Origin of the sequence: Plantactinospora solaniradicis (genome assembly GCF_042658085.1) — a bacterium.
In the GTDB taxonomy this organism is placed as follows: Bacteria; Actinomycetota; Actinomycetes; order Mycobacteriales; family Micromonosporaceae; genus Plantactinospora; species Plantactinospora solaniradicis.
In genome coordinates, this window is the sequence record NZ_JBHSPR010000020.1 from 309,104 (window position 1) to 334,519 (window position 25,416).

Consider the following 25,416-nt stretch of genomic DNA (forward strand, 5'->3'; position numbering starts at 1 on the left):
AACAGAATGGCCGGAAAGCGCCACCGCGTGAGGGGGCGGTTTCCGGCCATTCCAATCAGACGTACAAGGTGTGGTCGCTGATCAGCGCTTGGAGTACTGGGGCGCCTTGCGAGCCTTCTTGAGACCGTACTTCTTGCTTTCCTTCTCCCGGGCGTCCCGGGTGAGGAAGCCGGCCTTCTTCAGGGCCGGACGGTCGTCGGGGTCGTTCGTGATCAGCGCCCGGGCGATGGCCAGCCGCAGCCCGCCGGCCTGACCGGTGGTGCCGCCACCGCGCAGGTTGGCGATGATGTCGAAGGTCTCGACCTTCTCGGCGGTCACCAGCGGCTCCTTGATGAGCTGCTGGTGCACCTTGCTGGGGAAGTACGCCTCCAGCTCGCGACCGTTGCAGGTGATCTTGCCGGAGCCGGGGATGATCCGGACCCGGACGATGGCCTCCTTGCGGCGGCCGACGGTCTGGATCGGGCGGTCGCCACGGGGAGCCCGGACCACCGGTGCGGGCACCGGGGCCTCGGCGGTCGCGATGGTGTCGGTCATGCTGCTTCCTTCGTCCGCGCTCACTGCGCGATCTGCTTGATCTCGAACGGCACCGGCTGCTGCGCGGCGTGCGGGTGCTCGGCACCGGCGTAGACCTTCAGCTTCCCGATCAGCTTACGGCCGAGCTTGTTGTGCGGGAGCATGCCCCTGACGGCCAACTCGATGGCGCGGTCGGGGCGCGAGTTCAACAGGTCGTCGTAACGGACCTGCTTCAGGCCACCCGGGTAACCGGAGTGCCGGTAGGCGATCTTGGTGTGTCGCTTGTTGCCGGTCAACGCCACCTTGCTCGCGTTCACGATGACGACGAAGTCACCGGTGTCGACGTGCGGCGCGAAAGTCGGCTTGTGCTTGCCCCGCAGCAGCGTGGCGGCGTGGGTGGCCAGACGGCCCAGCACGACGTCTGACGCGTCGATGACGTGCCACTGACGCTCGATTTCACCCGGCTTCGGGCTGTACGTACGCACAGGTCTACCTTGTCTCGTCGTCGGTCTGGGGTCGCGTACCGGTCACCAGGCACGCACAAACGACCAAGCGTACCTGAGCGGCACGCCTTCGGCTGTCACGTGAAAAACTTGGTTGTCACACAACAGCAGGCAACGATACCCGGTCGCCTGCTCCGGGGTCAAAACGGCACACCCCGAGTGCCTCCGCTCGGCGTCCGCGCGGCTGCGGCACAGGTTAACAGGGGGCCCTTCCTATGCAGAAAGCGATAAGAAGGGGCCCTTCCTTACACTCCGGCGAGGCGGTGCCGCGACGGGCGCCGGTAGACCACCCAGGTGATCGCCAGGCAGATGGCGTACCAGGCGATGAAGGCGAGATAGGCGGCGTCGGCCGTCTGGTAGGTCAGGAACGACTGCCGGAAGGCGATGTTGACCAGGACCCCGCCGAACGCGCCGACCGCGCCGGCGATGCCGATCAGCGCTCCGGAGAGCCGCCAGGCCCGCCGCTCCGCGGCCGCGGCGTCGAGTTCCCCGGCGTTCACCGCCAGGGTCGCCTTGGCCCGGAAGATCGCCGGGATCATCTTGTACGTCGATCCGTTGCCGATTCCGGAGAAGACGAAGAGCCCGATGAACCCGATCAGGTAGAGCGGCAGCGAGCGCTCCCGGGACGCGAAGTAGACCAGTCCGGCGCCGGCCGCCATCGCCGCGAAGTTCACCAGGGTCACCCGGGAGCCGCCGAACCGGTCGGCCAGCCAGCCACCGACCGGCCGGATCAGCGAACCGACCAGCGGCCCGAGGAAGGTCAGGTAGGCCGCGTCGATCGGCGTGGCGAACTGCTCCTTGAACTGGACCTGGAGCACCTGCCCGAAGGCGAAGCCGAACCCGATGAACGACCCGAAGGTGCCGATATAGAGCAGGGACATGATCCAGGTGTGCGGGTCACGGGCCGCCTCCCGCATCGCGCCCTTCTCGTTCCGGGCCCCCCTGATGTTGTCCATGTACCGGGCCGAGGCGAGCGCGGCGAACACGATCAACGGAAGGTAGACGGCCGGAACCAGGCGTGGGTACGCAGCTCCCGCCGTCGCCAGCACCGCCAGCCCGACGAGCTGCACGGCGGCGACCCCGATGTTGCCGCCACCGGCGTTCAGCCCGAGCGCCCAGCCCTTGAGCCGCTGCGGATAGAAGAGGTTGATGTTCGCCATCGACGAGGCGAAGTTGCCGCCGCCGACCCCGGCGAGGCAGGCGAGCACCATCAACGTGCCGTACGACACCCCTGGCTCGATCAGGATCGTCATCGGGACCGCCGGCAGGAGCAGCAGGAGCGCGCTGACGATGGTCCAGTTCCGCCCGCCGAACCTCGCCACCGCGAGGGTGTACGGCAGCCGCAGCACCGACCCGAGCGCCGTCGGTACGGCGGTCAGCAGGAACTTGCCGGCCGGGTCGATGCCGTACTCCGGACCGAGGAACAGCACCATCACCGACCAGAGGCTCCACACCGAGAAGCCGATGTGTTCGGAGGTGATCGAGACGATCAGGTTGCGCCGGGCGATCGGGGCGCCGGTGGTACGCCAGAAGGCCGGATCCTCCGGGCGCCAGTCGTCGAGTTGGTGCCGGCGGCCCGGTCGGGCGGCCCCGGGCGGGGCTCCGGGACCGATGCCGATGCCGGTGCCGGTGCTGGTGCCGGTGCTGGTGCCGGTGCTGACCGCCGCCGGGGCGGCGGCCGTACTGTCGGTATCGAGGGCGGCCTGCGTGCCTGTGGGGACGGCGGTATTCGTCATGTCGCCCGAAAGTAGGGCCGGGTGGTTTCCCGGCCGTTCGCGCTCGGGGTCGGGCCGGCAACGGACGGCGCACGGCGCACGGCGTCCGGTAGTGAGATGCGCCCGGGGACTAGTGAGATGCGCCCGGGGGACGCTCAGATGCCCTGCAGGATCCGTAGCGCCCGGCTGACCCGGAACATGGCGTCGGCGTCGGCCGCACCGACGTACTCGGTGAACCACTTCTTCATCGGCGAGGAGAGCCGGTCGGGCATCACCACGTAGTTGCCCATGGTGACCGCGAGCGGAGAGTCACGCAGCAACTGTTCGTCGACCACCTCCGCCACGATCACGATCGGTACGTCGGTGGCGTTGTAGACGTCGGAACTGACCACCAGGCCGAGGCGGGACCGGGCTCCGTCGATGCGCCAGATCTCGCCCCTACGCAGCACTCGGGCGCCTGCCGCGGAATGCCGCGTCGACCATCGCGGCCTCCTGGGCGTCGGCGAGCGCGGCGGTCTCGATGTCCAGGCGGGCCCGGCCGACGGCCGCCGCGTGCGCCGCGAAGACCTCCCGGAGGGCCTTCTCCCGGGCGGCCTGATCGATCCAGGCGGAAAGCGACATGCCGTCGCGTTTCGCGAACTGTCGCGCCTCTTCGATCGTCTCGTCCGAAAACGAGAGGGTCACCTTGGCAGTCATGCCGCCCAGCCTACCGACGGTATGACCGACCGTCATTCCAGCTCGCGCCGACCGCCGAACACGGCGAATCGCCACGACTTGTAGAAACAGTCGACACCGACGAAGCCGGCCTCGACCAGCCACCGGCACTGGTCCGGCATGGGCGCCGGGCGGTCGTGCCGCATCCGTTCCCGGGCGCCGGCGATCTCCGCCTCGCTCGCGCCGAGCGCGGTGACCTGGGCCAGCCACACCTCGTCGTACCGGTGGTCCAGGTCGGGTGTGGCCCCGGCCACCTGCTCGGCGTTGACGAACACCCCACCGGGGACCAGCACCTGCCGGATCCGGCGGTAGAGGTCCCGCTTGCCGGCGTCGTCGAGGTGGTGGATGGCCAGGGCGGAGACCACCGCGTCGTACGGGCCGCCGGGCAGCGGCCCGGTCAGGTCGGCGACCACCGTCTCGTGCGGTACGCCGCGCCGACCGAGTTGCCTCTCGGCGACCGCGAGCATCGCCGGTGCCCCGTCGACCAGGGTGGGCCGGATGCCCGGTACGGCGGCGCCGAGGAGGATCGACAGCAGTCCCGTACCGGCACCTAGATCAAGTACGGTAGGGATGCGCCCGGACGCCAGCGCCCGGCGCAGCGGCGGGGAAGCCACCTCCACGGCGGTGCCGTAGAAGTCGTCGAAGCACGGCACCAACCTGCGGCGGGACTCGTCGTACGACCCGGCCACGGCTTCGAAGAGCGACACCACCGCCATCGAAGCGCCTCCTGACATACGGAACGTTCTTCTCATATAACGCCGTTCATCTTAGGCCCGTCGCCCCGGGCCCGCGCCAGCCGCCGCGTCCGCTCCACTCCGGACCGACGGCTCCGATCGACGAGGCCGGATGCCGGCCGGCTCGCTGCCCCGGATTCGTGTGAGCGGCTCTTGACAGGCCCGAAACAAGAGAGACCCGACCGTGAAACCGGACGCCTGCACGCTTCGGAACATGACGGACGGTGCACGGGCTGCGACGCATTCGGGGGATGTGTCCCAGGACGTGGCCACACACTGCCCCTACTGTGCGTTGCAGTGCGGCATGACGCTGCGGCGTACCGCCGACCGGGTGGAGGTGCTCCCCCGGCAGTTCCCGACCAACCGGGGCGGCCTCTGCCAGAAGGGCTGGACCGCCGCCGAACTACTCGACCATCCGGACCGGCTGACCACTCCGCTGATCCGGGACCGGCCCGGGGCGCAGCTTCGACCGGCGAGCTGGCCTGAGGCGCTGGACCGGGTGGTGACCGGCATCCGCCGGATCCAGGCCGGGCACGGCCGGGACGCGGTCGCCGTCTTCGGCGGCGGTGGACTGACCAACGAGAAGGCGTACGCGCTGGGCAAGTTCGCCCGGGTCGCGCTCGGCACCCGCAACATCGACTACAACGGCCGGTTCTGCATGTCGTCGGCCGCCGCCGCCGGGATCCGGGCCTTCGGGATCGACCGGGGACTGCCGTTCCCCCTCGCCGACCTCGCCACCGCCGACACCCTCCTGCTGGTCGGCGCGAACGTCGCCGAGACCATGCCGCCGCTGGTCCGCTACCTGGTCGAGCAGCGGGAGCGCGGCGGCACCCTGATCGTGATCGACCCCCGGGCCACCGCGACCGCCCGGCAGGCCACCCTGCACCTGCAACCCACCCCGGGCACCGATCTGGCCGTGGCCAACGCCCTGCTGCACATCGCCCTGGCCGAGGGGTGGGTCGACAAGCACTACGTCGACGCCCGTACCACCGGTTTCGAGCCGGTACGCCGGGTGGCGGCGAGCTACTGGCCGGCCCGGGTCGAGCAGTTGTCCGGGGTACCGGTGGCCGACCTGGAGGCGGCGGCGCGGGCGCTCGGCGCGGCCGACCGGGCGATCATCCTCACCGCCCGGGGTGCCGAGCAGCACGCCAAGGGCGTGGACACGGTGACCGCCTTCGTCAACCTCGCCCTCGCACTCGGCCTGCCCGGCCGTCCCGGCTCCGGGTACGGCTGCCTCACCGGGCAGGGCAACGGCCAGGGTGGACGGGAACACGGGCAGAAGGCCGACCAGCTTCCCGGCTACCGTCGCATCGACGAGCCGGCCGCCCGCGCGCACGTCGCCGGAGTCTGGGGCGTACGCCCGGAGGAACTGCCCGGCCCGGGGATCTCGGCGTACGAGCTGCTGACCGCGCTCGGTACCCCGGACGGCCCGAAGGCGCTGCTCGTCTTCGGCTCCAACCCGGTGGTCTCGGCTCCCCGGGCGAACCGGGTCGAGAGCCGGCTGCGCGACCTCGACCTGCTGGTCGTCGCCGACTTCGTCCGATCCGAGACGGCGGCGATCGCCGACGTGGTGCTGCCCACGGCGCAATGGGCCGAAGAGGACGGCACGATGACCAATCTGGAGGGTCGGGTGCTGCGCCGCCGTGCCCTCCGCCCACCCCCGCCGGGCGTACGCACCGATCTGGCGGTGCTCGCCGAGCTGGCCGAGCGGCTCGGCGCCGGCTCCGTTGCCGGGCCCCGGTTTCCGGTGGACCCCCGGGCCGTCTTCGAGGAGCTGCGCCGGGCCTCCGCCGGTGGGGTGGCCGACTATGCGGGCATCAGCTGGGAGCGGATCGACGCCGAGGACGGCGTCTTCTGGCCCTGCCCCACGGAGGACGAGCCGGGCACGCCGCGACTGTTCACCGACGGGTTTCCCACCCCGGACGGGCGGGCCCGGTTCCTACCGGTGGAGCACCGCCCGGTCGCCGAGGAGGTCTGTCCCGACTATCCGGTCTACCTCACCACCGGGCGGGTGCTGGCGCAGTACCAGTCCGGGGCACAGACTCGGCGGATCGCGCCGCTGCAACGGGCCGCACCCGGCGCCTTCCTGGAGCTGCACCCGGACCTGGCGGCCCGGCTCGGGGTGGAGGACGGCGACGAGGTCCTGGTGACCAGCCGCCGGGGCGAGATGCGTGCCCCGGCCCGGCTCACCGCGACGATCCGGCCGGACACGGTCTTCGCTCCCTTCCACTGGGCGGGCGCGGCCCGGATCAACTCGGTCACCAGCGACGCCCTCGATCCGGTCTCCCGGATGCCGGAGTTCAAGGTCTGCGCGGTCAGGGTGGAGAAGGCGTGAGCGAACAGGACAGCGAAGGACATCGGCCAGGCGGCGGCGGAAGCCAACGGAACGGGGCGGCGGCGTGAGCGAGTCAGGCAACCGGATCATCATCGTCGGCCACGGCATGGCCGGCGCCCGGTTGGCAGCCGAGCTGCCGGCCCGGACCGGCGACGCGAAGATCACCGTACTCGGGGCGGAGCAGCATCGCGCGTACAACCGGATCATGCTGTCGAACCTGCTCGCCGGCAAGGTCGACGAGGCCGGGGTGGAGCTGACCGAGGCGGCCGGGCACGGAATCGACGTACAGCCCGGCGTCCAGGTCACTGCCGTCGACCCGGCGGCGCGCACGGTGACGACGAGCCGGGGCGACCTCCTCGGGTACGACCATCTCGTGCTCGCCACCGGCGGACGGGCGCTGGTGCCGCCGCTGCCGGGGCTCGACCCGGACCGGCTGCCGGACCGGGTCGCGGTCTTCCGGACCCTCGACGACTGCCGGCGGATCCTCTCCGTCGCCACCGGAGCGCGCCGGGCCCTGGTGCTCGGCGGTGGGCTGCTGGGGCTGGAGGCGGCCCGCGGCCTGGCCACCCGGGGCCTCGAGGTCCACGTCGTGCACCCGGTCGGGCACCTGATGGAACGACAGCTCGATCCGGCGGCCGGCGCGGTGCTGGCCCGTACCCTGGCCGGGCTCGGCGTCACCGCGCACCTGGAGGTGGCGGCCAGCGCGGTGGACGCCCGCGCCGACGGGGTCACCCTGACCCTCTCCGACGGGCGGGAACTCGCCGCCGACCTGCTGGTGCTCTCCTGCGGGGTACGCCCGGACGTGGGCCTGGCCCGGTCCGCCGGGCTGACGGTCGACCGGGGTGTGGTGGTCGACGACCGGCTGCGGACGAGCGACCCGCACATCTCGGCCATCGGCGACTGTGCCCAGCACGCGGGCGTGGTGACCGGACTGGTCGCGCCGGCCTGGGAACAGGCCCGGGTGCTGGCCCAGGTGCTGACCGGGCAGGACACCCGGGCCCGCTACCGTCCCCGGCCCTCGGTGACCCGGCTCAAGGCGGCCGGCATCGACCTCGCCGCGATGGGTGATCCGGGCTTCGGCCTCGACCCCGACGTCGAGGAACTCAGCTTCTCCGACCCGGTCCGGGGAACGTACGCCCGGCTGCGGATCGTCGGCGAACGGCTCACCGGGGCGATCATGCTGGGCGACAACCCGGCGGTCGGCACCGTGATCCAGCTCTTCGACCGGGGCGCTCCGGTGCCGATCGACCGGCGGACGCTGTTGCTGGGCCGCAGTCGCGACGTGGCGAGCGCGCCGCCGGTCGAGTCGCCGGCACTGATGCCCGACTCGGCGACGGTCTGCCAGTGCAACACGGTCCGCAAGGGCGCGCTGGTGCGCTGCTGGCGGGCCGGGGCGAGATCCATGGACGAGCTTGTCGCCGGTACCCGGGCCACCACCGGCTGTGGCAGTTGCCGGGACGCCGTCGAGGGAATCCTCGGCTGGCTGTCCGCGATAGACACCCCCGAGACGGCGGAAGAGGTGGCGGCGTGACCGAGCGAGGCAGCCAGCGCGGCGAGCTTGTCGTGGTCGGTAACGGCATGGTGGGGCAGCGCTTCGTCGAGGCGTTGCGGTCCCGGGACGGCGACGGACGCTGGCGGGTCACGGTGCTGGCCGAGGAGAGCCGGGCGGCGTACGACCGGGTCCGGTTGTCGGCGTTCTTCGACGGGGTCAGCGCCGAGGAACTCAGCCTGCACCAGCCCGACGACGGCGTGGACCTACGGCTCGGCGAACCGGTCGTCGCCATCGACCGGGAACGTCGCCGGGTGCGGACCGGTGCCGGCGAGTACCCGTACGACGCCCTGGTGCTGGCGACCGGGTCGTACCCGTTCGTGCCGCCGATCGACGGCGCGTACGTCGACGCGGGCCCGGACGCGGTCGGCCCGACGCCGTCGCTGCGGCCGGGGGTTTTCGTCTACCGCACGCTCGACGATCTGACCGCGATCCGCGACTTCGCCAAGGGCCGGCGCAACGGCGCGGTGATCGGCGGCGGACTGCTCGGGCTGGAGGCGGCGAACGCGCTGCGCCTGCTGGGTCTCGGCACCCACGTGGTGGAGTTCGCCCCGAGGCTGATGCCGGTGCAGGTCGACGAGGCCGGCGGCGCGATGCTGCGCCGGTACGTCGAGGAGCTGGACGTCGTTCCGCACCTCGGGGTGGCGACCACCGCGATCCGGTCCCGGCCGGACGGCGAGATCGCCGGTCTGACCCTCTCCGACGGTGGCTGGCTCCCCACCGACCTGGTGGTGGTGGCCGCCGGAATCCGTCCCCGGGACGAGCTGGCCCGGGACGCCGGGCTGACCCTGGGCGAGCGCGGCGGAGTACGCGTCGACGCGGGCTGCCGGACCAGCGACGAGCGGATCTGGGCGATCGGCGAGTGTGCCGCCGTCGAGGGGACCTGCTACGGCTTGGTCGCACCGGGATACGCGATGGCCGAGGTGGTGGCGGACCGGCTCGTCGGCGGTACGGCGGGCTTCCCCGGCGCCGACATGTCCACCAAGTTGAAGCTGCTCGGGGTGGACGTGGCCGCCTTCGGCGACGCGCACGGCACCACCCCGGGCTGCCTGGACGTGACCTTCACCGACCCGGCCACCCGGGTCTACGCCAAACTCGTCCTCTCCGACGACGCCAAGACCCTGCTCGGCGGGGTTCTGGTCGGTGACGTGACCGCCTATCCCGCGCTTCGGGCCAGCGTCGGCGGTCCCCTCCCCGGTCCTCCGCTGGCCCTGCTCGCCCCGGCCGGCGACGGCACCGGTACGGGGTCCGGCATCGCCGCCCTGCCCGGTGCGGCCCAGGTCTGTTCCTGCAACGGGGTGACCAAGGACCAGCTCGTCGGCGCGATCGCCGAGGGCTGTGTCGACGTACCGGGGCTGAAGGCGTGCACCCGGGCCGGCACGAGCTGTGGATCGTGCGTACCGATGCTCAAGCAGTTGCTGGCGGTCTCCGGGGTCAGCCTGAGCAAGGCGCTCTGCGAGCACTTCGCGCACAGCCGGCAGGAACTCTTCGAGATCATCCGGGTCCGGGAGATCCGCACCTTCTCCCGGCTCGTCGCCGAGCACGGGACCGGCCGGGGCTGCGACATCTGCAAGCCGGCGGTCGCCTCGATCCTGGCCTCGCTCGGCAACGGCTACGTGCTCGACGGCGAGCAGGCGTCCTTGCAGGACACCAACGACCACTTCCTGGCGAACATCCAGCGGGACGGGACGTACTCGGTGGTGCCGCGGATACCGGGCGGTGAGATCACCCCGGAGAAGCTGATCGTCATCGGCGAGGTGGCCCGGGACTTCCAGCTCTACACGAAGATCACTGGCGGGCAGCGGATCGACCTGTTCGGTGCCCGGGTCGAGCAGTTGCCGCAGATCTGGCGTCGGCTGGTCGACGCCGGGTTCGAGTCCGGGCACGCGTACGGCAAGGCGCTGCGCACGATCAAGTCCTGCGTCGGCTCCACCTGGTGCCGGTACGGGGTGCAGGACTCGGTCGGCCTGGCGATCGCCCTCGAACTGCGGTACCGGGGCCTGCGCGCCCCACACAAGATCAAGTCTGCCGTCTCCGGCTGTGCCCGGGAGTGCGCCGAGGCCCGCAGCAAGGACTTCGGGATCATCGCCACCGACAACGGTTGGAACCTCTACCTCGGCGGCAACGGCGGTTTCCGGCCCCGGCACGCCGAACTCTTCGGCACCGACCTGTCCACCGAGGAACTCGTCCGGTACGTCGACCGGTTCCTCATGTTCTACATCCGCACCGCGGACCGGCTGCAACGCACCGCCGCCTGGATCGAGGCGATGGAGGGCGGCCTGGAGCACCTGCGGGCAGTCATCGTCGACGACTCGCTCGGGCTCTGCGCCGAACTCGACGCCGCGATGGCCCGGCACGTCGGGTCGTACTCGGACGAGTGGCGCGACACCCTGGAAGACCCGGACCGGCTGCGCCGGTTCATCTCCTTCGTCAACGCACCGGATGTACCGGATCCGTCGATCACGTTCGAGGTGGAGCGGGGCCAGCCCGTTCCGGCCATGGGAGAACGCCGACCGGTGACGCTCGGCCTCCCGACGACCATGGGGGTACCGAGTTGACTCTGGACACCACGATCAACGACGACGTGCGGTGGACGACGGTTTGCGCGTACCCCCGATTGGAGCCGGAGCGCGGGGTGGCCGCGCTGGTCGACGGCGAGCAGGTGGCGGTCTTCCGCACCTACGACGGCCAGCTCTTCGCCATCGGCCAGCAGGACCCGATCGCCGGGGCGTACGTGATGGCCCGGGGCATCGTGGGCAGCCGTGGCGAGGCCCCGACGGTCGCCTCTCCGCTGCACAAGCAGGTCTACGACCTGCGGACGGGGCACTGCCTCGACGTGCCCGGCGTGGCGGTGCCGACCTACCGGGTGCGCTGCCGCGACGGCCTGGTCGAGGTGGCGCCCCGGCGCCGGCCCACCGGGGAAAGCTGATGTCCGAGGAATTGTCCGGTTTCACGGTCGGGGTGACCGCGGACCGCCGACGCGACGAACTGACCGCGATGCTGGAGCGGCGCGGCGCCCGGGTGGTGCTCGCCCCGGCGCTGCGGATCGTGCCGCTGGCCGACGACACCGAGCTTCGCGCGGCCACCCGGGCCTGCCTGGACAACCCGCCCGACGTCCTGATGGCCAACACCGGGATCGGGATGCGCGGCTGGCTGGAGGCGGCCGAGGGCTGGGGGCTGGCCGAGCCGCTGCGCTCGGTGCTGTCCCGGGCCTACATCGTCAGCCGGGGGCCCAAGGCCCGGGGCGCGATCCGGGCGGCGGGGCTGCACGACGAGTGGTCTCCGGCGTCGGAGAGCTGTGACGAGGTGATCGCGCACCTCCGGCAGCGGGGCGTACGCGGGCAGCTCATCGCGATGCAACTGCACGGCGAACGACAGCCCGAGTGCACGGCCGCGCTGGAGGCCGCCGGCGCCACCGTGATCGAGGTCCCGGTCTACCGCTGGGCCGCACCGACCGATCCGGCGCCGCTGCACCGGCTGGTCGACCTGATCGCCGGGCGGCTGGTGGACGCGGTCACCTTCACCTCCGCGCCGGCCGTCGGAGCGCTACTGCGGGCCGCCGGGACCAGTACCGATGCGGTGTTGGACGCGATGCGCTCCGACGTGCTGGCCGCCTGCGTCGGCCCGGTCACCGCCGCCCCGCTGCGTCGGCACGGGGTGCCGGTGGTCGCGCCGAACCGGGCCCGGCTCGGCGCACTGGTCCGGACCATCGTGGACGAACTCCCGCCCCGGGCGATCAGTGTCAAGGTGGCGGGTCACCTGCTGACCCTGCGCGGTCACGCGGCCATTCTGGACGGCGAGCTGCGTCCGCTGGCTCCCGCGCCGATGGCGGTGCTGCGGGCGCTGGCGACCACACCCGGTCGGGTGATGTCCCGGGCCGCGCTGCTGCGCACCCTGCCCCGGGGCGCCGACGAACACGCCGTCGAGATGGCGGTGGCCCGGCTGCGTGCCGGGCTGCGTACGCCCGGCGTGGTGCAGACCGTGGTCAAGCGCGGTTACCGGCTCCCCGTTGACTGATCCTGGCCGGTTCCTTTTCTAGATCATCAAGGGATCTAGCAGCGCCTTTCTGGCTCATCGACTGACCCCATATGCCCTTAGTAGATCTTCGACGGGTCCGGTAACGGTCGCATTGCTTTCCTTGACTGGCGGGCATGCGGTTGGCAGGGTAGTGCGCGGCGCATCGGCGGATCACCGCCCACAGCCACGGATCTGCGCACAGAGGACCCCGAATAGGCACGTCGCCACCCTGGTAGCAAAGAGATTCCAGGTTGCGTCGAGCCCTACTCGCGTTCGCGTCAGGAGGACTGCCGGAAGATCTGTCGAAGCACTACGATCATGACAGATGTCGGTCAATGTGCCCGTCAACAGCCACCTGCACCCGCAGGTCGTTGGCGGAACGCGGGCATCACAAACCTCCGCAACGTGTCTGCATCCTGAACGGATTTCTCCTCAAAGGATAGGTAGGAATGACGAGGCGTATACGCGTACTGGCCGCTGCGGCCCTGGCCACGACCCTGATGGTCTCGGCCGGCTGCTCGGGCTCCGACGGTGACTCCGACGCGGGGCAGAACGGCAAGGCACCGGACAAGGTGACGTACCTTACCGGGTTCGGCACCGGTGGTCACGACGCCTTCGCATGGGTGGCCAAGGAGAAGGGCTTCTTCACCGAATCCGGGCTCGACGTCGACGTGCAGCTGGGCGCTCCGGCCACGAACAACCAGGGCCTGCTCTCCGGCAAGGCACAGTTCACCTACAGCGACGTGACCCAATTGATGATCCAGACCGGCAACAACCAGGTCACCGAGATGCGCGTCATCGCAGCGGTGCACCAGAGCACGCTGGTGGCGATCTTCGCCCCCGAGGGCTCCAACATCACCAAGCCCAAGGACCTGGAGGGCAAGCGGGTCGGCGTCGCGGCCGGCTCGATCACCAAGACCCTGCTGCCCGCGTACGGCAAGCTCGCCGGCTTCGACGCCTCCCTGCTCAAGTTCGTGGAGAGCCCGCCGCAGGGCCTGGTGGGTCTGCTCGCGGGCAAGAAGGTCGACGTGCTGAGCACGTTCGTCATCACCCGGAACACGGCCGAGACGGTGACCGGGCAGAAGATGAATGTCCTGCCGCTCACCGATTACCTGCGGGACCTGCTCGGTACCGGAATCACCACCACGGCGGGGTACGCGAAGGACAACCCGGACATCGTCAAGCGGTTCCGGGACGCGTCGCTGAAGGGGTTGCAGTACACGATCGAGCACCCCGAGGAAGCGGCTAAGATCATGAAGGCCAACAACCCGGCCGTCAACGAGCAGGGCGCCGCTGCGGAGATCAAGCTGATGACGCCGTACGTGACGTCCGCACCCGGCGGTGTGGTCGGTGCCCTCGACGAGCAGCGTGCCGCTCGGGCCATCGCCATCCTGCAGGGCGCCGGACTCGTCCCAGGGGGCCTGACCCCGGAGAAGGTCATCGACTTCACCATCGCGCCCAAGGCCTGACCAACGGCGCGCACGCTTCGGGGACGGCGAGTGGACACCCACTCGCCGTCCCCTTTTCCGACCAGAGGAGAACGCGTTGAACGTGTCCACCCGTCCGGGCGGCGCTGCCCTCGACACCATCGACCCGCCGGGTCACCCGGAGTTCCACCCCGTCCGCCGCAGACCCGGCCGGGACGGGTTCCATGGCGAGTAAGGCCGAGCTGCCCCGTAGCTCCAAGATCGGACTGCCCATCGTGGGCACCGTGGTCGCGATCGGCCTGTGGTGGCTGGTGACCATCGTCTTCAACATCAGGACGTTCTTCCTGCCGGCCCCACCGGACGTCGTCGACGCGTTCTCCCGGGAACCCAACTACCTGTTCCAGGAGAGTTGGGCGACGCTCTGGGTGACGCTCGTCGGATTCGGCGCCGCAGCACTCACCGGGACGCTCGGCGCGATACTGCTGACCGGCTCGCGACTGGTCGAGCAGGCCACCCTACCGATGATCGTGGCATTCAACGCCGTACCAAAGGTTTCGCTGGTTCCACTGCTGATCGTCTGGGTGGACTACGGGCCGAAGATGAGGATCTCGCTGGTGGTGTTGATCGCGTTCTTCCCGATCCTGGTCTCGACCATGGCGGGTCTGACCTCGACGCCGGCCGACCTCAGCGAACTCACCCGGTCGCTGTCCGCGTCCCGGCTGAAGACCTACCTCAAGGTACGGCTGCCGTGGGCGCTGCCCCAACTGTTCGTCGGACTGAAGGTGGGCATCACCCTCGCCCTGATCGGTGCCGTGGTGGCCGAGATCCAGAGCCCGAACGGCGGCCTCGGCTCGATCATCTCGGTCAGTGGTCAGTCGGCGGACACCTCACTGGCGTTCGCCGCGATCGCGCTGCTGGCGATGCTCGGGGTCAGCCTGTTCTATCTGGTGGTCGCCGCAGAACGGCTGGCGGTGCCCTGGGCCCGGCAGATCTCGGCATAACCGGTACGGCCAGGAGCCGGTGGCCCCGCTCGGGCGGGAGTCCACCGGCTCCTGGCCGTACCGGGCCGACTGGCAGGTCGGTCCCGACCCATCCAGTCAGCCAGAGCGCGCTACACCACCCCGGCGCCGCCGTTGAGGTCGAGGTTCACCGCGTTGACGGCCGGGTTCTCCAACAGGAACACCACGGCGTCGGTGACATCCGCCATCGTGGTGAGCCGGCCCGTCGGGGTACGAGCGGTGTAGGTCTGGTGGATCTCGGCTGGCTGCTTGGCCCAGAACGGGCTGTCGCCGACGATGCCCGGGTGCAGGGCGTTCACCCGGACCGGCCGCAGTTCGGCGGCGAGTACGTTCACCAGGCCCACCACCCCGGCGTTCACCGTCGAGACGGTCGCCGAACCCGGGAACGGACGGTCCTTCGAGCCACCGCCGAAGAGCAGGACCGACCCGTCCGGCGAGATCCTGGACTGCAGGGTGTGTGCCACCTCGGTGTAGCCGACCAGCTTGACCGTGACCAGGCTGACCGCGCGGTCGATCTGGTAGTCCGAGACCTTGTTCACGTCCCGGACGAACGCGGAGAGGACAAGATGCTTGACCTCGCCGATCCCGGCGAGTGCGGCGGCGATGCTCTCGGGCCTGGCGAGATCGACAGCGACTCCGGTGGTGCGGCCGCCGATCTCGGCCGCCACCGCCTCGGTCCGGGCGGCCTCGCGCCCGGTGATGACGACCTCACGGCCCCGCTTCGCGTAGTGCTCGGCCACGTCCCGACCAAGGCCGGAGGTACCCCCGACGACGACTACGCAGCCGCCGTCGGGACCGTCACGCTGTGGCATATGTCTGTCCCTCTCGTTGTGCAGGATTGAACCGCGTAGCCTCCCCGAGCCCCGGTCAGCCTGCCGCTCGACGAGGGCTCAGCCGACCGGCGTGGGCTGCCCCCGCCCGTGCTCCGCCCGCAGCGTCGCCATCGCGTGCTGGACCACGTTCACCAGCACGTGCTTGACCGACTCACGGTGCCGCGCGTCGCACATCACCAGCGGTACGTGAGGCGCGATCGCCAACGCCTCGCGTACCTCCTCCGGCTCGTACTGTGGGGCGCCGTCGAAGCAGTTCAACGCCACCACGTACGGGAGGTGCCGGTTCTCGAAGTAGTCCAACGGCGCGAACGCGTCGGCGATTCGCCGCGTGTCGACCAGCACCGCCGCGCCGACCGCGCCTCGGATGATCTCGTCCCACATGAACCAGAACCGCGTCTGACCCGGGGTACCGAAGAGGTAGAGGATCAGGTCCTGGGCCATGGTGATCCGACCGAAGTCCATGGCGACGGTGGTGGTCTCCTTACCCGGCACTTTGGACGGATCATCGATCCCCACACCGGCGGCGGTCATCACCGCCTCCGTGGTCAGCGGGGTGATCTCCGAGACCGCACCCACGAGCGTCGTCTTGCCGACCCCGAATCCGCCGGCAATGACGATCTTCGCGGAGGTGATCCCTCCACCGCCACCTCCACCGCCGCGCCGCGACCTCTCCGGGTCATAGCCTGCGAAGTCCACTTAGCACCCTCTCAAGCAGTTCCATCCGCTCCTCGAACGCCTCTGCCGGTGGAGCGGCACTGTGCAGTGTCAGCAGGCTGTCCGCCACCATGTCGGCGACCAGCACCCGGGCGACACCCAACGGCAGCCGGGTGTACGCGGCGATCTCCGCCAGCGACTGCGCCCGGCCCTCGCAGATTGTGGCGATGCGGTGCTTGTCATGACCGGCGAACCGGGACTCGACGACCGCGGCCGGACTCGCCACGAGCACCGCCTCGAGCGCGATGTCCTGACGAGGTTCGGTGCGACCACGGGTGACCGCGTACGGCCGGACGAGCGCTCCCCGTGGATCATCTCGTCGTCCGTCCATGCCGTGGTCACCTCCCTGTGGTCGAGTTGCGGCTTCACCGAATCCATCCTTGATCAGCCGGTGCTACGGACGAGAAACTGCCTCGCGCGGCAGCGGCACGAGCGCTGCGCCGACCCGCTCCACGAGGAGCGCCATCTCGTAACCCACCTGACCCACGTCGCAGCTCCGGGCGGCCAGGACCGCCATCGACGATCCGTCGCTGATGGACATCAGGAACAGGTAGCCACTGTCCATTTCGATCACCGTTTGCAGCACGCCGCCGGCGCTGAACATCCGTGACGCGCCGTCGGTCAGGCTGACCACTCCCGAGGTGATCGCCGCGAGCTGGTCGGCCCGGTCCGGCGGCAGGTCCCGGGAGGAGGCGAGGAGCAGGCCGTCCGCCGAGACCGCCACGACGTGCGCGATGCCCGCGACGCTGTCGGCGAAGTTACTGAGCAGCCAACCCATATCCTGCATCGCTGCTGGCCTGTTCATCCGCTCGTCTCCTTGATTGAGGTCATGCCGTTCTGCTCGGAACCGGCCGTCCGACCGCGCTGTACGCCACGGTGGTAGGCCGACAACAGACCCCGCACTTCGTCCGGAGTCCGCCGGGTCGGCTCCCGTCCTGCCTTGTTGTCCACGCCACCGGGTACCAGTTGTGCCTGCGGTACCCGCTTGGGCAGGCCGGACCGGGTGGTGCCGGCGGTGGCCGGTTCAGCGGCACGGCTGGCCCGGGCCCAGCCCTCGTCGGCCGCGGTACGCCAGGCGCCGTCGGGCGGCGAGACGGGAGCGGCCGGGGGTGGGGTGGGTGCGGCGGGCGGCGGCACGGCCGGAGGCGGCGTGGCTGCGGCGGGTGGGGGCGACGGTGGTGCGTACGGGGCCGGTGGCGGCGCCGAACGACCCGGAGTACGGGACGCCAGCGGGGTTCGGCCCGGAGTTGCCGGCGCCGTCGTCGACGACGCGGCGGGGGCGGGGGGCTGTTGGTAACCACCCGGCGGAACCGTGAAGATCGCGGTCGAGTCCTGCCCGTGGGACCGGAACCAGACGGCTTCCATCTCCCGGAAGATCGGCGCCTCGCCGGTGTCCTCCACCCGGGGTGCGACCGCGGCCGCGCCGCCGACCGGGGTACCGGCCACCGGTCCGGACGGCAGGCCGGACTGGCCGGCCGCCCCCGGGTTCATGGTGTGCGCGGTGCCCGCCCCGGCGCCGCGCTGCGGCAACGACCCGACCGTCGGGTACGCCACCGTCGGCGAGCTGACCCCGGACGCACCCGCCAACCCCTGGTGGGGTTGCGGGGTGGCCGGCGCCGCCTGCTGGTACGTGGGAGTGGCCTGCTGGTACGACGGCGTGGCCGGTGCCATCGTCTGGTACGACGGCGACGGGCTGGCCGGCAACTGGGTCGCCGTCAGGTGCGTCACCGGCTGGCTGGTCAGCCCCCCGGCGTTGGCCGGCAGCTGGCCGGTGGAATCCCCGGCCGTCTGCCACTGGTTCGGCGGCGCGTTGCGCCACTGCTCGGTCAGCGTGCCGGCGGAACGGGGCGTGCCGACCGGTGCCAGGGTCTCCTGCCAGCCGCCACCGGACGACGACGCGGCCGCGGACGGCCCCGGCTCGACGGCCAGCGGCTGCCGGGGACGGCCGAGGATCTGGTCACGACCGCGCGGCTTGGGCAGCACGACGGTGCTACCGGGCAGGGTGACCTGGGCGACCGTGCCGCCCTCGACGTTGCGACGCAGGTCCACCCGGATGCCGTGCCGGTACGCGAGCCGGCCCACGACCGCGAGACCCATGAGCCGGAACGCCGCCACGTCGACGGCCGGCGGCTCCGCCAGCCGCCGGTTCAGGGCGTCCATCTGCTCCTCGCTGAGCCCGAGGCCGCGGTCCTCCACCTGGATCAGCACGTAGTCGCGGATCCGCCGGGCGTCGGCGACCACCGTGGTGTGCGGCGGCGAGAACCGGGTCGCGTTGTCGAGCAGTTCGGCGACGAGCCGTACCACGTCGTTGACGGCGTGCGCGGCGACGGAGATGTCCGGGTCGACGGTGCCGAACTCGATCCGGTTGTAGAGCTCGACCTCGGACTGCGCGGCCCGCAACGCGTCGATGAGCAGGGCGTCGTCCCGACGTGGCGCGGTCGAGTCGGCGCCTGCGAGGACGAGCAGGTTTTCGTCGTTACGGCGCATTCGGGTGGCCAGGTGGTCGAGCTCGAAGAGCTGGGCCAACCGCTTCGGGTCCTCTTCGCCGCGCTCGATCGCGTCCAGCTCGCCGATCATCCGGTCGACCAGCGTCTGGCTTCGGCGGGCCAGGCTCAGGAACATCGTCGACACGCTGGTCCGCAGGGCGGCCTGTTCGGCCGCGACCCGGACGGCTTCCTTGTGGACCACGTTGAAGGCCAGCGCGACCTGGCCCACCTCGTCCTTGTTGTCCAGCCGGATCGGGTCCCGGACCTGCCGGACGATCTCGTCGACACCGCCGTCGCCGATGTTGCCGATGTCGCGCAGCCGCTTGACCGCCTCGGGCAGGTCGTGGTTGGCCACCGAGAGCGCACCCTCGCGGAGCCGGCGCAGCGACTGGTTGAGCGAGCGGGCCAGCACCACGGCGAGCGCGAGCGCGACGATCAGCGTGATGAGCACGATCACCGACTCGATGATCGCCTGCTGGACGACCTCGGACCGGGCCTGGTCGGCCTGGGCGAGCAGATCGGCTTCGAGCTGGGTCTCGGCCCACCGCATCAGGTCGTTGATCGCGCCGATCGCGATCGCCGCCGAGTTGGCGTTGATCGGGCTCGTGTTCCCGACCGACCCGGTCAGATCGCGGGTCACCTGGTCGGCGAGGACCGCCGCGTCACCGGTGACCGCGCCGTTCACCACCGCCCGCTGGCGCGAGTCGGCGGAGGCCGCGAAGGTCAGCAGCGCCTCCTGCTGACTGGTCAGGGTGGCGACGAAGGCCGAGAACTGCTCCTCGTCGAGCTTGCCGCCGACCAGGGCGCTGTAGACGACCGCCTCCTCCTCGGCCACGGCCTCCTTGGCCTGGGCGAGCGCGGAGAGGGTACGCAGGCTGTCACCGACGGCGCTCTCACCGGAGATCTGGCCGAGCGCCTCGCCGTACGAGACGAGGTCGGTGATGATCACGCCGTACCGCAGCGCGGCCTCGGACGGGGCCATCTGCTTGCGGTCCAACACTTCCTGCCGGGTGCCGTTGAGGGTTGCCAGGTGGTCGTCGATGGCGGCGAGCCGGTCCTCCACCGAGGAGGGTATGTCACTCACCTGCGCGCGCCGGTCGTTGTACGCGGCGATCCGGGCGTCGGTGCGCTTCACGTGCGCGTTGTAGATCTCGGTCCTCGCCTTGTCGTCCGCGAGGAGTCGCGACGCCGCCATCCGCTCCTTGTGCACGTCCTGGGTCAGCGCCGAGACGTCGGCGGAGAGCTCGGTCAGCGACCGCACCACTCCGGCGTCGTAGGCGCCCTGGCCGATGTCGACCAGCCGGATCGTGGCCAGCGCGAGTACGGCGGCAACGGGGACGACGAGGATCAGCGCGAGCTTGGACCGGATCCGGGTATCCCGTAGCCGGGGGAGCCAGCGGCGCGGTGCAGCGCCCTCCCGCGGGCCTTTAGCGGGCAGGGTCGTAGGTCCGGTGCTCACGACATCGCCTCCGTCGTTTCTTTACGTGACCCGTCGACCGATGCCTGCTGCAGCGGATCGAGCCGCACGCGGCACGGCCGCGATTTCATCAGAAGAAGGCCGCTTTGGGAAGCGACGGCAGGGCAGCAAAGGGCCATCATGGGGTGTCTACTACCCTCGTACCCGAGAGATCGACCAACCGCCAAGTCTCTGATCAGCACATATATCTCTAGAGTGGTCGTTTGTATCTGGAAAGTAATGCCGCACCCGTACCCCCTCTTATCACTATGTGGGACCGGTCATCCCGAAACCGGCCGAGGTATCCCGCGCTTGACCCGGGCGGCCGGCATTGGCAAGGTTTTGCGGGTTTGAAGGTTTCGTGCGAACCATACGGCAGATCACGCGCCATCCATTGTGGACGACCCGACCGGCGGTTGGGCAAGCCCCCCGCCCGTGCCGGATAACTGGAGGACTGAGTTGAGGCCCATCCGCTCCGCGATACCCGCGCTGCTCGCGTCGGCCATCCTGGCAACCTCGCTGACCGGCTGCCAGTTCGGCGCACCCGAAGAAGAGGGCGGGGAGATCTTGATCGGTGCCGACCTGGAACTCTCCGGCGCGGCCGCCCAGGTCGGCAAGGCGTACCAGCGTGCCCTGGAGCTCAAGGTCGAGCAGCTCAACGAGTCCGGCGCGCTCGGCGACCGCACGGTCAAACTGGACGTCCGGGACAATCGATTCGACCCTAGCGTGTCGGCGGGCAACATCGGTGATTTCACGTCCAACCCGGCGATCAGCGGCATCATCATGGGCAGTTGCAACGACTGCGCCATCGGCGCCGCGAAAACCGTCAACGACAAGCAGGTTCCGACGATCGCTCTGGCACCGGCCGGCGACGTGTCCAGCCCGGCGGCCGAACGACGTTACATGTTCAAACTCGGGCCAAATGCCCGAGACAACGTCGCCGCCATCGTCGCCGAACTCCGCGCCCGGAACGTCAAGTCGGCGGCCCTGCTGCGCACCGACGACAGCTACGGCAAGGAGGGATCGGACCTACTCGACTTCGAACTCGGTCAGGCCGGCATCGACCTCCTTGCCCAGCGGACGGTAAAGGCCACCGACACCGACGTCAGCCAGTCGGTACGGACACTGGTCACCGAGGAGCCCGAGGCACTGATCGTCTGGACTCCGGCCGAGCAGGCGACGCTCGCCTCCACCAGCATTCAGGAGGAGAAGTTCGACGGCCACGTCTTCTTCGACGCCGTGGCGGCGGGTGAACTGTTCGTCGGCGGCGGCACCGACTCGGCCGAGAACACCACCATGGTGTTCACCCAGACCATGGTGATCGACGACGTCATCGCGACCACTCCGGCCAAGGCCGCCCGCAAGCAGTGGTTCCGGGACTACACCGCCCGGTTCGGGGGCTATTACGGCTATTCCTCGTTCGCCGCGGACGCGATTCAGTTGATCGTGGACGCCGCCGTCCGCGCCGACAGCCGCGACGAGACGCCGAACCGGGACAGCATTCGTAACCTGTTGGAGACCGCGGAGACCGACGGGCTCTCGGGTCCGATCCGGATGACCCCGGAGAACCACTCCGGACTGATGCCCCAGGCCCTGACGCTGCTGGTGGCCCGTGGCGGACGGTGGCGCCTGGCGAGCTGAGCCGGGGCGGGCGTACCGGGCGGGAACCGGACGGCCGTGCCGGAAATCCGGCGAGGAGCACTCCTCGCCTCCGTAAAGACATCCGGGTTAGCCTGTCGGCACTGTCGACCCGTTGAATGAGGTGGCCTAGCGATGATCCGACTCACCGGAGTATCCCGGACCTTCGGCAGTCGGTCCGGGAGCGCGGTGGAGGCACTCCGCGGGATCGACCTCGACGTCGCGGACGGGGAGTTCCTCGCCGTGGTGGGCCGCTCCGGTTGCGGTAAGTCCACTCTGCTCCGACTGATAGCGGGTCTGCTACCGGTCAGCGACGGCGAGGTGCGGGTCGGCGAGACGGTCGTCAGCAAACCGCGGCGGGACATCGCGATGGTCTTCCAGCGCCCCGCGCTGCTGCCCTGGCGCTCGGTGCTCGACAACGTGCTGCTGCCTACCGAGATCTTCGGTTGGAGCAAGGCCGAGCACCGCTCCCGGGCCCGGGACCTGCTGAATCTGGTCGGACTGAGCGAGTTCGAGAAGCGTTTGCCGCACGAGCTGTCCGGCGGCATGCAGCAGCGGGTTTCGCTGGCCCGGGCATTGATCCAGCAGCCCAAGGTCCTGCTGATGGACGAGCCGTTCTCGGCGCTCGACGCGCTGACCCGGGAGGAGCTGTCGGTCGAGCTGCAACGGATCCACATGGAGCACTCGGCGACGATCGTCTTCGTCACGCACTCGATCGACGAGGCGGTGCTGCTCGCCGACCGGGTCGTCGTACTCAGTCCGCGTCCGGGGCGGATCCGCAAGGTGCTCGACATCGACATCCCCCGCCCCCGTTCCCTGGGCCGCAACGCGCACTTCGAGGATGTTGCCCGGTGCAGCGCGGAGCTGCACGAACTCCTCATCGACCACGACAAGGGCGACGCCAACGGCGGGCCCGGCCTGGCGCTGAGCGGAAGTGGTCAGACCGACCGACCGGCCTGACCGACCGACGATTTCGACCGCCACGTCGATAACTACGAGTAACCGGGCCGTTCCGTACCGCTCGATGGCGCGGAACGGCCCGCCCAGGGTGGCGGTGCCCGAGGGCGAGTGCGTAACGTGCCCCGCATGGCCTTCCGGACCTGGGGCAAGGTGCTGCTCGCCGCACTCGGCGTCGGGGTCGTATCCGGCGCCGGCCAGTTGGGGATCGCGTACGGGCTCGGCCTCGTCCGTTTCAACCGCACCTTCGACGCGGTCACCGCGAACCAGTGGCCTGCCCAGCGGGTCTGGGTGGGCTGGTTCGCGATGGTGGCGGCGGTCACCGGTGCGTTGATCGCGGACCGGCTGGCCCGCCGGTACGACCTACCCACCACACCTGGTGTGCAGGCAGCCACCGCTGCCGCTGCCGCCCTCGGCGCGCTCGTCGTCGCACCGCTCTCCATGCAGCCGGCGCGGACGGCCCAGGTCGCCTCGGCCGACCCGGTGGTGTCGGTCGGCGTGATCGCGGCACTCGGAGCCGGGATCGGATTCGTCGCCGCCCTGGCCGTGCTCGTCCAGCGCCCGATCAGGTGGAACGTCGGCGCAGTCGTCGCGGCCGTCTGGTTCCTCGCGGTGCTGTCGGTGATGCCCTCCCTCGGACCTGACGATCCGCTACCCGCCGTACGTCTCGGAGTGCTGGATCCGAGCTGGCTGGGCGCCGGCACCGCCCAACGTCTCGCGGTCGTCACCATGCCGGCGCTGGCCCTGGTCATCGGGGCCCTCGCCGGAGCGCTCGCCCGGTCGCGCGGGCTGCCGATGCCGGCGGTGGCGAGCTGCGGCGTCGCCGGGCCGGCGCTGCTCGCGCTGGCATACCTGGTGGCCGGGCCCGGCAATTCGTCCGACGGGTACCAGGCTGCGCCGTACTGGGGAGCGCTGATCGCGGTCGCGGCCGGCGGTCTCGGGTCCGTACTGGCCGCCATGGCCCGCTGGCCGCTGACCACCGCCGGTACGCCGGAACCCGGCGAGCCGACGCCGACGGTCGACACCACTTCCCCGGCCACCACGACCGCGACCGGAGTCACCATCGACGAACCGAGCCCGGCCACCACCTGGCAGTTCCGCCCGATCGCTGACGACGCCACAGAGCCGGGCGACAACCCGGGGACGGCACACGGGCAGCTCGGGGATTCGGACACCCGGTCGTTCGGCACCGTGGCCGACATCCCGGCGCCCCGCCTGTCGACCGAACAGCAACCCGTCGTTTCCGATCAACCCGTCGGGTCCGACCACTCCGCCGCCACCGATCGGATCAGCGACATCCAGTGGCCGCTGGCCGACCGGTACGGCCCCGTCGGGGGGTTCGGCTCCGCCACCGGCCGGGCCGATTTCGGTACGCCCCATGCCGAGCCCGGGAAACCGCAGGACGAGCCGGCCACCCGGCCCGACAATCCGGTCACCGGCGCCGCTGGCCTCGGCGGAAGCCCGGCCGGTGGATCCGCACCGGCCGAGTTCTCCACCGGCTGGTCCGGGGTTCGGCGCCTGCGTACCGAGGACTTCTGGCCGACCGAGTCACCGGCGGACAAGGCACCACCCACAGAGACCACACCGCGAGCAGAAGCGACGACGCGAGCGGCGGCAGCACCGGCAGAAGCCACCCCGCCTGCGGCGCCGCCACCGGTGGTACCGGGACGGGCAGTCCCGCCGCCGGTGATACCGGGACCGGCGACCCCGCCACCGGTGATTCCAGGGCCGGCGGCCCCGCCACCGGTGGCCCGCCCCGCCGCGACGCCCTCGCCGATCACCACACCTCCCACCGCACCGCCCCCGGTCACCGCACGCGGCACCGCACCATCTCCGGTCAGCGGGCGGAGCACCGCGCCACCCCCGGTCGGCGGGTCGGACGCAGGCTCGCCGGGACGGGACGGACGGGTCAACGACGAGCCGTCCGACGAGGCCTCGACCGTGAGCCCGGCGGCCACCGCCCGGCCGCGCGGCGACGAGCAGTCAATCCCGAGCGTGCCCACCCGGACGGACGACAGCTGGGACGCCTTCGCTCCGAGCAGCCGGCCCCGCTCCGACCGCGATACGACGCCGACCTGGTCGTTCCACCAATCCATCGAACTGGGCGACGACCAGGCGCCGATCAGTACCTATCGGGCTCCTGCCACCCGGGCGGACGCGGAGCGGCCGAACGGGGCCCCGGCGAGTCCGAGCCACGCGACCCTGCCCGAGCCGGGCCGGACGGAGCCGGGCCGGACGGAAACAGGCCGGACGGAGACAGGCCGACGGGAGACGGACAGAATCGACCCGGGCCAGACCGACTCGGGCCAGACCGACTCGGGCCATGCGCACCGGGGCGGATCCGACGGGTTCGGCGCCGACGCGACCCGGACCGATCTGGAAGCGGCAGAAGGCAGCCGGCCCGAGGCCACCTCCGACCAGGACACGACGCCGGCCGGCACCGGAGATCCGGTCACCTCGACCGGGCGGATCCGGCGCGGCCTGTTCCGCCGCAACCGGTCCGGCGCCCAGTCCGCACCGGAACAGTCCCGGGCCACCGACACCGGCCCGGCGGAGCCGAAGCAGCGGGAGCCGAAGCAGCGGGAGCCGAAGGGCCGCAACCGCACGGACGAACCGGTACCGGCCCGCGACGAGGAATACGTCGAATGGGTGAGCGGGCTGAGCGAGCCGGATCCGGCGACGGACGATCTGAGCCGGGAATCCGGCGTACGGCGGTCACTGCGCTCGACCGGTCGCCACCACGCCGACTGACACCGGAGCGACCACCCCGTACGGCCGGGCCGGTCCCGGCTGGCCCGTCCGGCGA

21 protein-coding genes are annotated in these 25,416 nt (G+C 70.8%); 10 read left to right on the forward strand and 11 right to left on the reverse strand.

The window, feature by feature from the left end; genetic code table 11:
* Positions 1-81: 81 nt before the first annotated feature.
* The 6 genes from rpsI to ACFP2T_RS25765 form a co-directional block, all read right to left on the reverse strand.
* Positions 82-534, reverse strand: coding sequence for a 30S ribosomal protein S9 (gene rpsI / locus ACFP2T_RS25740; RefSeq protein WP_377425701.1), 453 nt, complete (start codon positions 532-534; stop codon positions 82-84).
* Positions 535-554: 20 nt separating this feature from the next.
* Positions 555-998, reverse strand: a complete 444-nt coding sequence (rplM, locus tag ACFP2T_RS25745) for a 50S ribosomal protein L13 (protein WP_377425704.1) — start codon at positions 996-998, stop codon at positions 555-557.
* Positions 999-1,261: 263 nt separating this feature from the next.
* Positions 1,262-2,752, reverse strand: a complete 1,491-nt coding sequence (locus tag ACFP2T_RS25750; protein WP_377425706.1) for a nitrate/nitrite transporter — start codon at positions 2,750-2,752, stop codon at positions 1,262-1,264.
* A 134-nt stretch (positions 2,753-2,886) separates the two neighbouring features.
* The gene (locus ACFP2T_RS25755; protein WP_377425709.1) at positions 2,887-3,180 is read right to left on the reverse strand and encodes a type II toxin-antitoxin system PemK/MazF family toxin; all 294 of its coding nucleotides are present in this window, start codon (positions 3,178-3,180) and stop codon (positions 2,887-2,889) included.
* Positions 3,170-3,427 carry a DUF6364 family protein gene (locus ACFP2T_RS25760; protein ID WP_377425711.1) on the reverse strand — a complete coding sequence of 86 codons (258 nt, stop codon included), beginning with the start codon at positions 3,425-3,427 and terminating at the stop codon, positions 3,170-3,172. The genes ACFP2T_RS25755 and ACFP2T_RS25760 overlap by 11 nt, the downstream gene beginning before the upstream one ends.
* A gap of 32 nt (positions 3,428-3,459) precedes the next feature.
* Complete coding sequence (locus tag ACFP2T_RS25765; RefSeq protein WP_377425714.1) at positions 3,460-4,161, reverse strand: class I SAM-dependent methyltransferase; 702 nt, start codon at positions 4,159-4,161, stop codon at positions 3,460-3,462.
* 232 nt (positions 4,162-4,393) lie between these two features.
* Here ACFP2T_RS25765 and ACFP2T_RS25770 point away from each other — a divergent pair, with 232 nt between their 5' ends.
* The 7 genes from ACFP2T_RS25770 (at position 4,394) to ACFP2T_RS25800 (ending at position 14,508) form a co-directional block, all read left to right on the forward strand.
* A complete protein-coding gene (locus tag ACFP2T_RS25770; protein WP_377425717.1) occupies positions 4,394-6,514 on the forward strand; it encodes a molybdopterin oxidoreductase family protein in 2,121 nt (706 codons plus the stop codon).
* Positions 6,515-6,578: 64 nt separating this feature from the next.
* Positions 6,579-8,045 (forward strand): FAD-dependent oxidoreductase, encoded by a 1,467-nt coding sequence (locus ACFP2T_RS25775; RefSeq protein ID WP_377425719.1) that lies wholly within the window; start codon positions 6,579-6,581, stop codon positions 8,043-8,045.
* On the forward strand, positions 8,042-10,621 hold the full coding sequence (nirB, locus tag ACFP2T_RS25780; protein ID WP_377425722.1) for a nitrite reductase large subunit NirB: 2,580 nt from the start codon (positions 8,042-8,044) through the stop codon (positions 10,619-10,621). The genes ACFP2T_RS25775 and nirB overlap by 4 nt, the downstream gene beginning before the upstream one ends.
* Positions 10,622-10,623: 2 nt before the next feature.
* The gene (gene nirD, locus ACFP2T_RS25785; protein WP_377426211.1) at positions 10,624-10,992 is read left to right on the forward strand and encodes a nitrite reductase small subunit NirD; all 369 of its coding nucleotides are present in this window, start codon (positions 10,624-10,626) and stop codon (positions 10,990-10,992) included.
* Positions 10,992-12,080, forward strand: a complete 1,089-nt coding sequence (locus tag ACFP2T_RS25790; protein ID WP_377425724.1) for a uroporphyrinogen-III synthase — start codon at positions 10,992-10,994, stop codon at positions 12,078-12,080. Before nirD ends, ACFP2T_RS25790 begins: the two co-directional genes overlap by 1 nt.
* Before the next feature lie 449 nt (positions 12,081-12,529).
* The gene (locus tag ACFP2T_RS25795) at positions 12,530-13,549 is read left to right on the forward strand and encodes an ABC transporter substrate-binding protein (RefSeq protein WP_377425727.1); all 1,020 of its coding nucleotides are present in this window, start codon (positions 12,530-12,532) and stop codon (positions 13,547-13,549) included.
* Positions 13,550-13,731: 182 nt separating this feature from the next.
* Complete coding sequence (locus ACFP2T_RS25800; protein WP_377425730.1) at positions 13,732-14,508, forward strand: ABC transporter permease; 777 nt, start codon at positions 13,732-13,734, stop codon at positions 14,506-14,508.
* A 110-nt stretch (positions 14,509-14,618) separates the two neighbouring features.
* On the opposite strand, the gene ACFP2T_RS25805 is transcribed toward ACFP2T_RS25800, so the two are convergent.
* The 5 genes from ACFP2T_RS25805 to ACFP2T_RS25825 all read right to left on the reverse strand — a co-directional run bounded on the left by ACFP2T_RS25805 (position 14,619) and on the right by ACFP2T_RS25825 (position 20,018).
* A complete protein-coding gene (locus tag ACFP2T_RS25805) occupies positions 14,619-15,338 on the reverse strand; it encodes an SDR family oxidoreductase (RefSeq protein WP_377425732.1) in 720 nt (239 codons plus the stop codon).
* Between the two features lie 78 nt (positions 15,339-15,416).
* Positions 15,417-16,055, reverse strand: a complete 639-nt coding sequence (locus ACFP2T_RS25810; RefSeq protein ID WP_377425735.1) for a GTP-binding protein — start codon at positions 16,053-16,055, stop codon at positions 15,417-15,419.
* Positions 16,036-16,404, reverse strand: coding sequence for a DUF742 domain-containing protein (locus ACFP2T_RS25815; protein WP_192765361.1), 369 nt, complete (start codon positions 16,402-16,404; stop codon positions 16,036-16,038). Before ACFP2T_RS25815 ends, ACFP2T_RS25810 begins: the two co-directional genes overlap by 20 nt.
* 63 nt (positions 16,405-16,467) lie before the next feature.
* A complete protein-coding gene (locus tag ACFP2T_RS25820; RefSeq protein WP_101368105.1) occupies positions 16,468-16,878 on the reverse strand; it encodes a roadblock/LC7 domain-containing protein in 411 nt (136 codons plus the stop codon).
* Complete coding sequence (locus tag ACFP2T_RS25825) at positions 16,875-20,018, reverse strand: sensor histidine kinase (protein ID WP_377425739.1); 3,144 nt, start codon at positions 20,016-20,018, stop codon at positions 16,875-16,877. The genes ACFP2T_RS25820 and ACFP2T_RS25825 overlap by 4 nt, the downstream gene beginning before the upstream one ends.
* A gap of 456 nt (positions 20,019-20,474) precedes the next feature.
* Between ACFP2T_RS25825 and ACFP2T_RS25830 the strand changes: the two genes are divergently transcribed.
* The 3 genes from ACFP2T_RS25830 (at position 20,475) to ACFP2T_RS25840 (ending at position 25,361) form a co-directional block, all read left to right on the forward strand.
* Positions 20,475-21,656: an ABC transporter substrate-binding protein gene (locus ACFP2T_RS25830; protein ID WP_377425740.1), complete on the forward strand. Its 1,182-nt coding sequence runs from the start codon at positions 20,475-20,477 to the stop codon at positions 21,654-21,656.
* Positions 21,657-21,788: 132 nt separating this feature from the next.
* Positions 21,789-22,613 carry an ABC transporter ATP-binding protein gene (locus ACFP2T_RS25835; RefSeq protein ID WP_377425742.1) on the forward strand — a complete coding sequence of 275 codons (825 nt, stop codon included), beginning with the start codon at positions 21,789-21,791 and terminating at the stop codon, positions 22,611-22,613.
* Between the two features lie 126 nt (positions 22,614-22,739).
* Entirely contained in the window at positions 22,740-25,361 is a 2,622-nt protein-coding gene (locus ACFP2T_RS25840; RefSeq protein ID WP_377425745.1) for a hypothetical protein, read from the forward strand.
* Positions 25,362-25,416 lie beyond the last annotated feature (55 nt).

Bases quoted from the DNA above. Each gene is read 5' to 3' on its own strand.
- rpsI (WP_377425701.1), bottom strand. From the start codon at position 534: ATGACCGACACCATCGCGACCGCCGAGGCCCCGGTGCCCGCACCGGTG.
- ACFP2T_RS25750 (WP_377425706.1), bottom strand. From the start codon at position 2,752: ATGACGAATACCGCCGTCCCCACAGGCACGCAGGCCGCCCTCGATACC.
- ACFP2T_RS25760 (WP_377425711.1), bottom strand. From the start codon at position 3,427: ATGACTGCCAAGGTGACCCTCTCGTTTTCGGACGAGACGATCGAAGAG.
- ACFP2T_RS25765 (WP_377425714.1), bottom strand. From the start codon at position 4,161: ATGGCGGTGGTGTCGCTCTTCGAAGCCGTGGCCGGGTCGTACGACGAG.
- ACFP2T_RS25770 (WP_377425717.1), top strand. From the start codon at position 4,394: ATGACGGACGGTGCACGGGCTGCGACGCATTCGGGGGATGTGTCCCAG.
- ACFP2T_RS25790 (WP_377425724.1), top strand. From the start codon at position 10,992: ATGTCCGAGGAATTGTCCGGTTTCACGGTCGGGGTGACCGCGGACCGC.
- ACFP2T_RS25795 (WP_377425727.1), top strand. From the start codon at position 12,530: ATGACGAGGCGTATACGCGTACTGGCCGCTGCGGCCCTGGCCACGACC.
- ACFP2T_RS25800 (WP_377425730.1), top strand. From the start codon at position 13,732: ATGGCGAGTAAGGCCGAGCTGCCCCGTAGCTCCAAGATCGGACTGCCC.
- ACFP2T_RS25805 (WP_377425732.1), bottom strand. From the start codon at position 15,338: ATGCCACAGCGTGACGGTCCCGACGGCGGCTGCGTAGTCGTCGTCGGG.
- ACFP2T_RS25815 (WP_192765361.1), bottom strand. From the start codon at position 16,404: ATGGACGGACGACGAGATGATCCACGGGGAGCGCTCGTCCGGCCGTAC.
- ACFP2T_RS25820 (WP_101368105.1), bottom strand. From the start codon at position 16,878: ATGAACAGGCCAGCAGCGATGCAGGATATGGGTTGGCTGCTCAGTAAC.
- ACFP2T_RS25835 (WP_377425742.1), top strand. From the start codon at position 21,789: ATGATCCGACTCACCGGAGTATCCCGGACCTTCGGCAGTCGGTCCGGG.
- ACFP2T_RS25840 (WP_377425745.1), top strand. From the start codon at position 22,740: ATGGCCTTCCGGACCTGGGGCAAGGTGCTGCTCGCCGCACTCGGCGTC.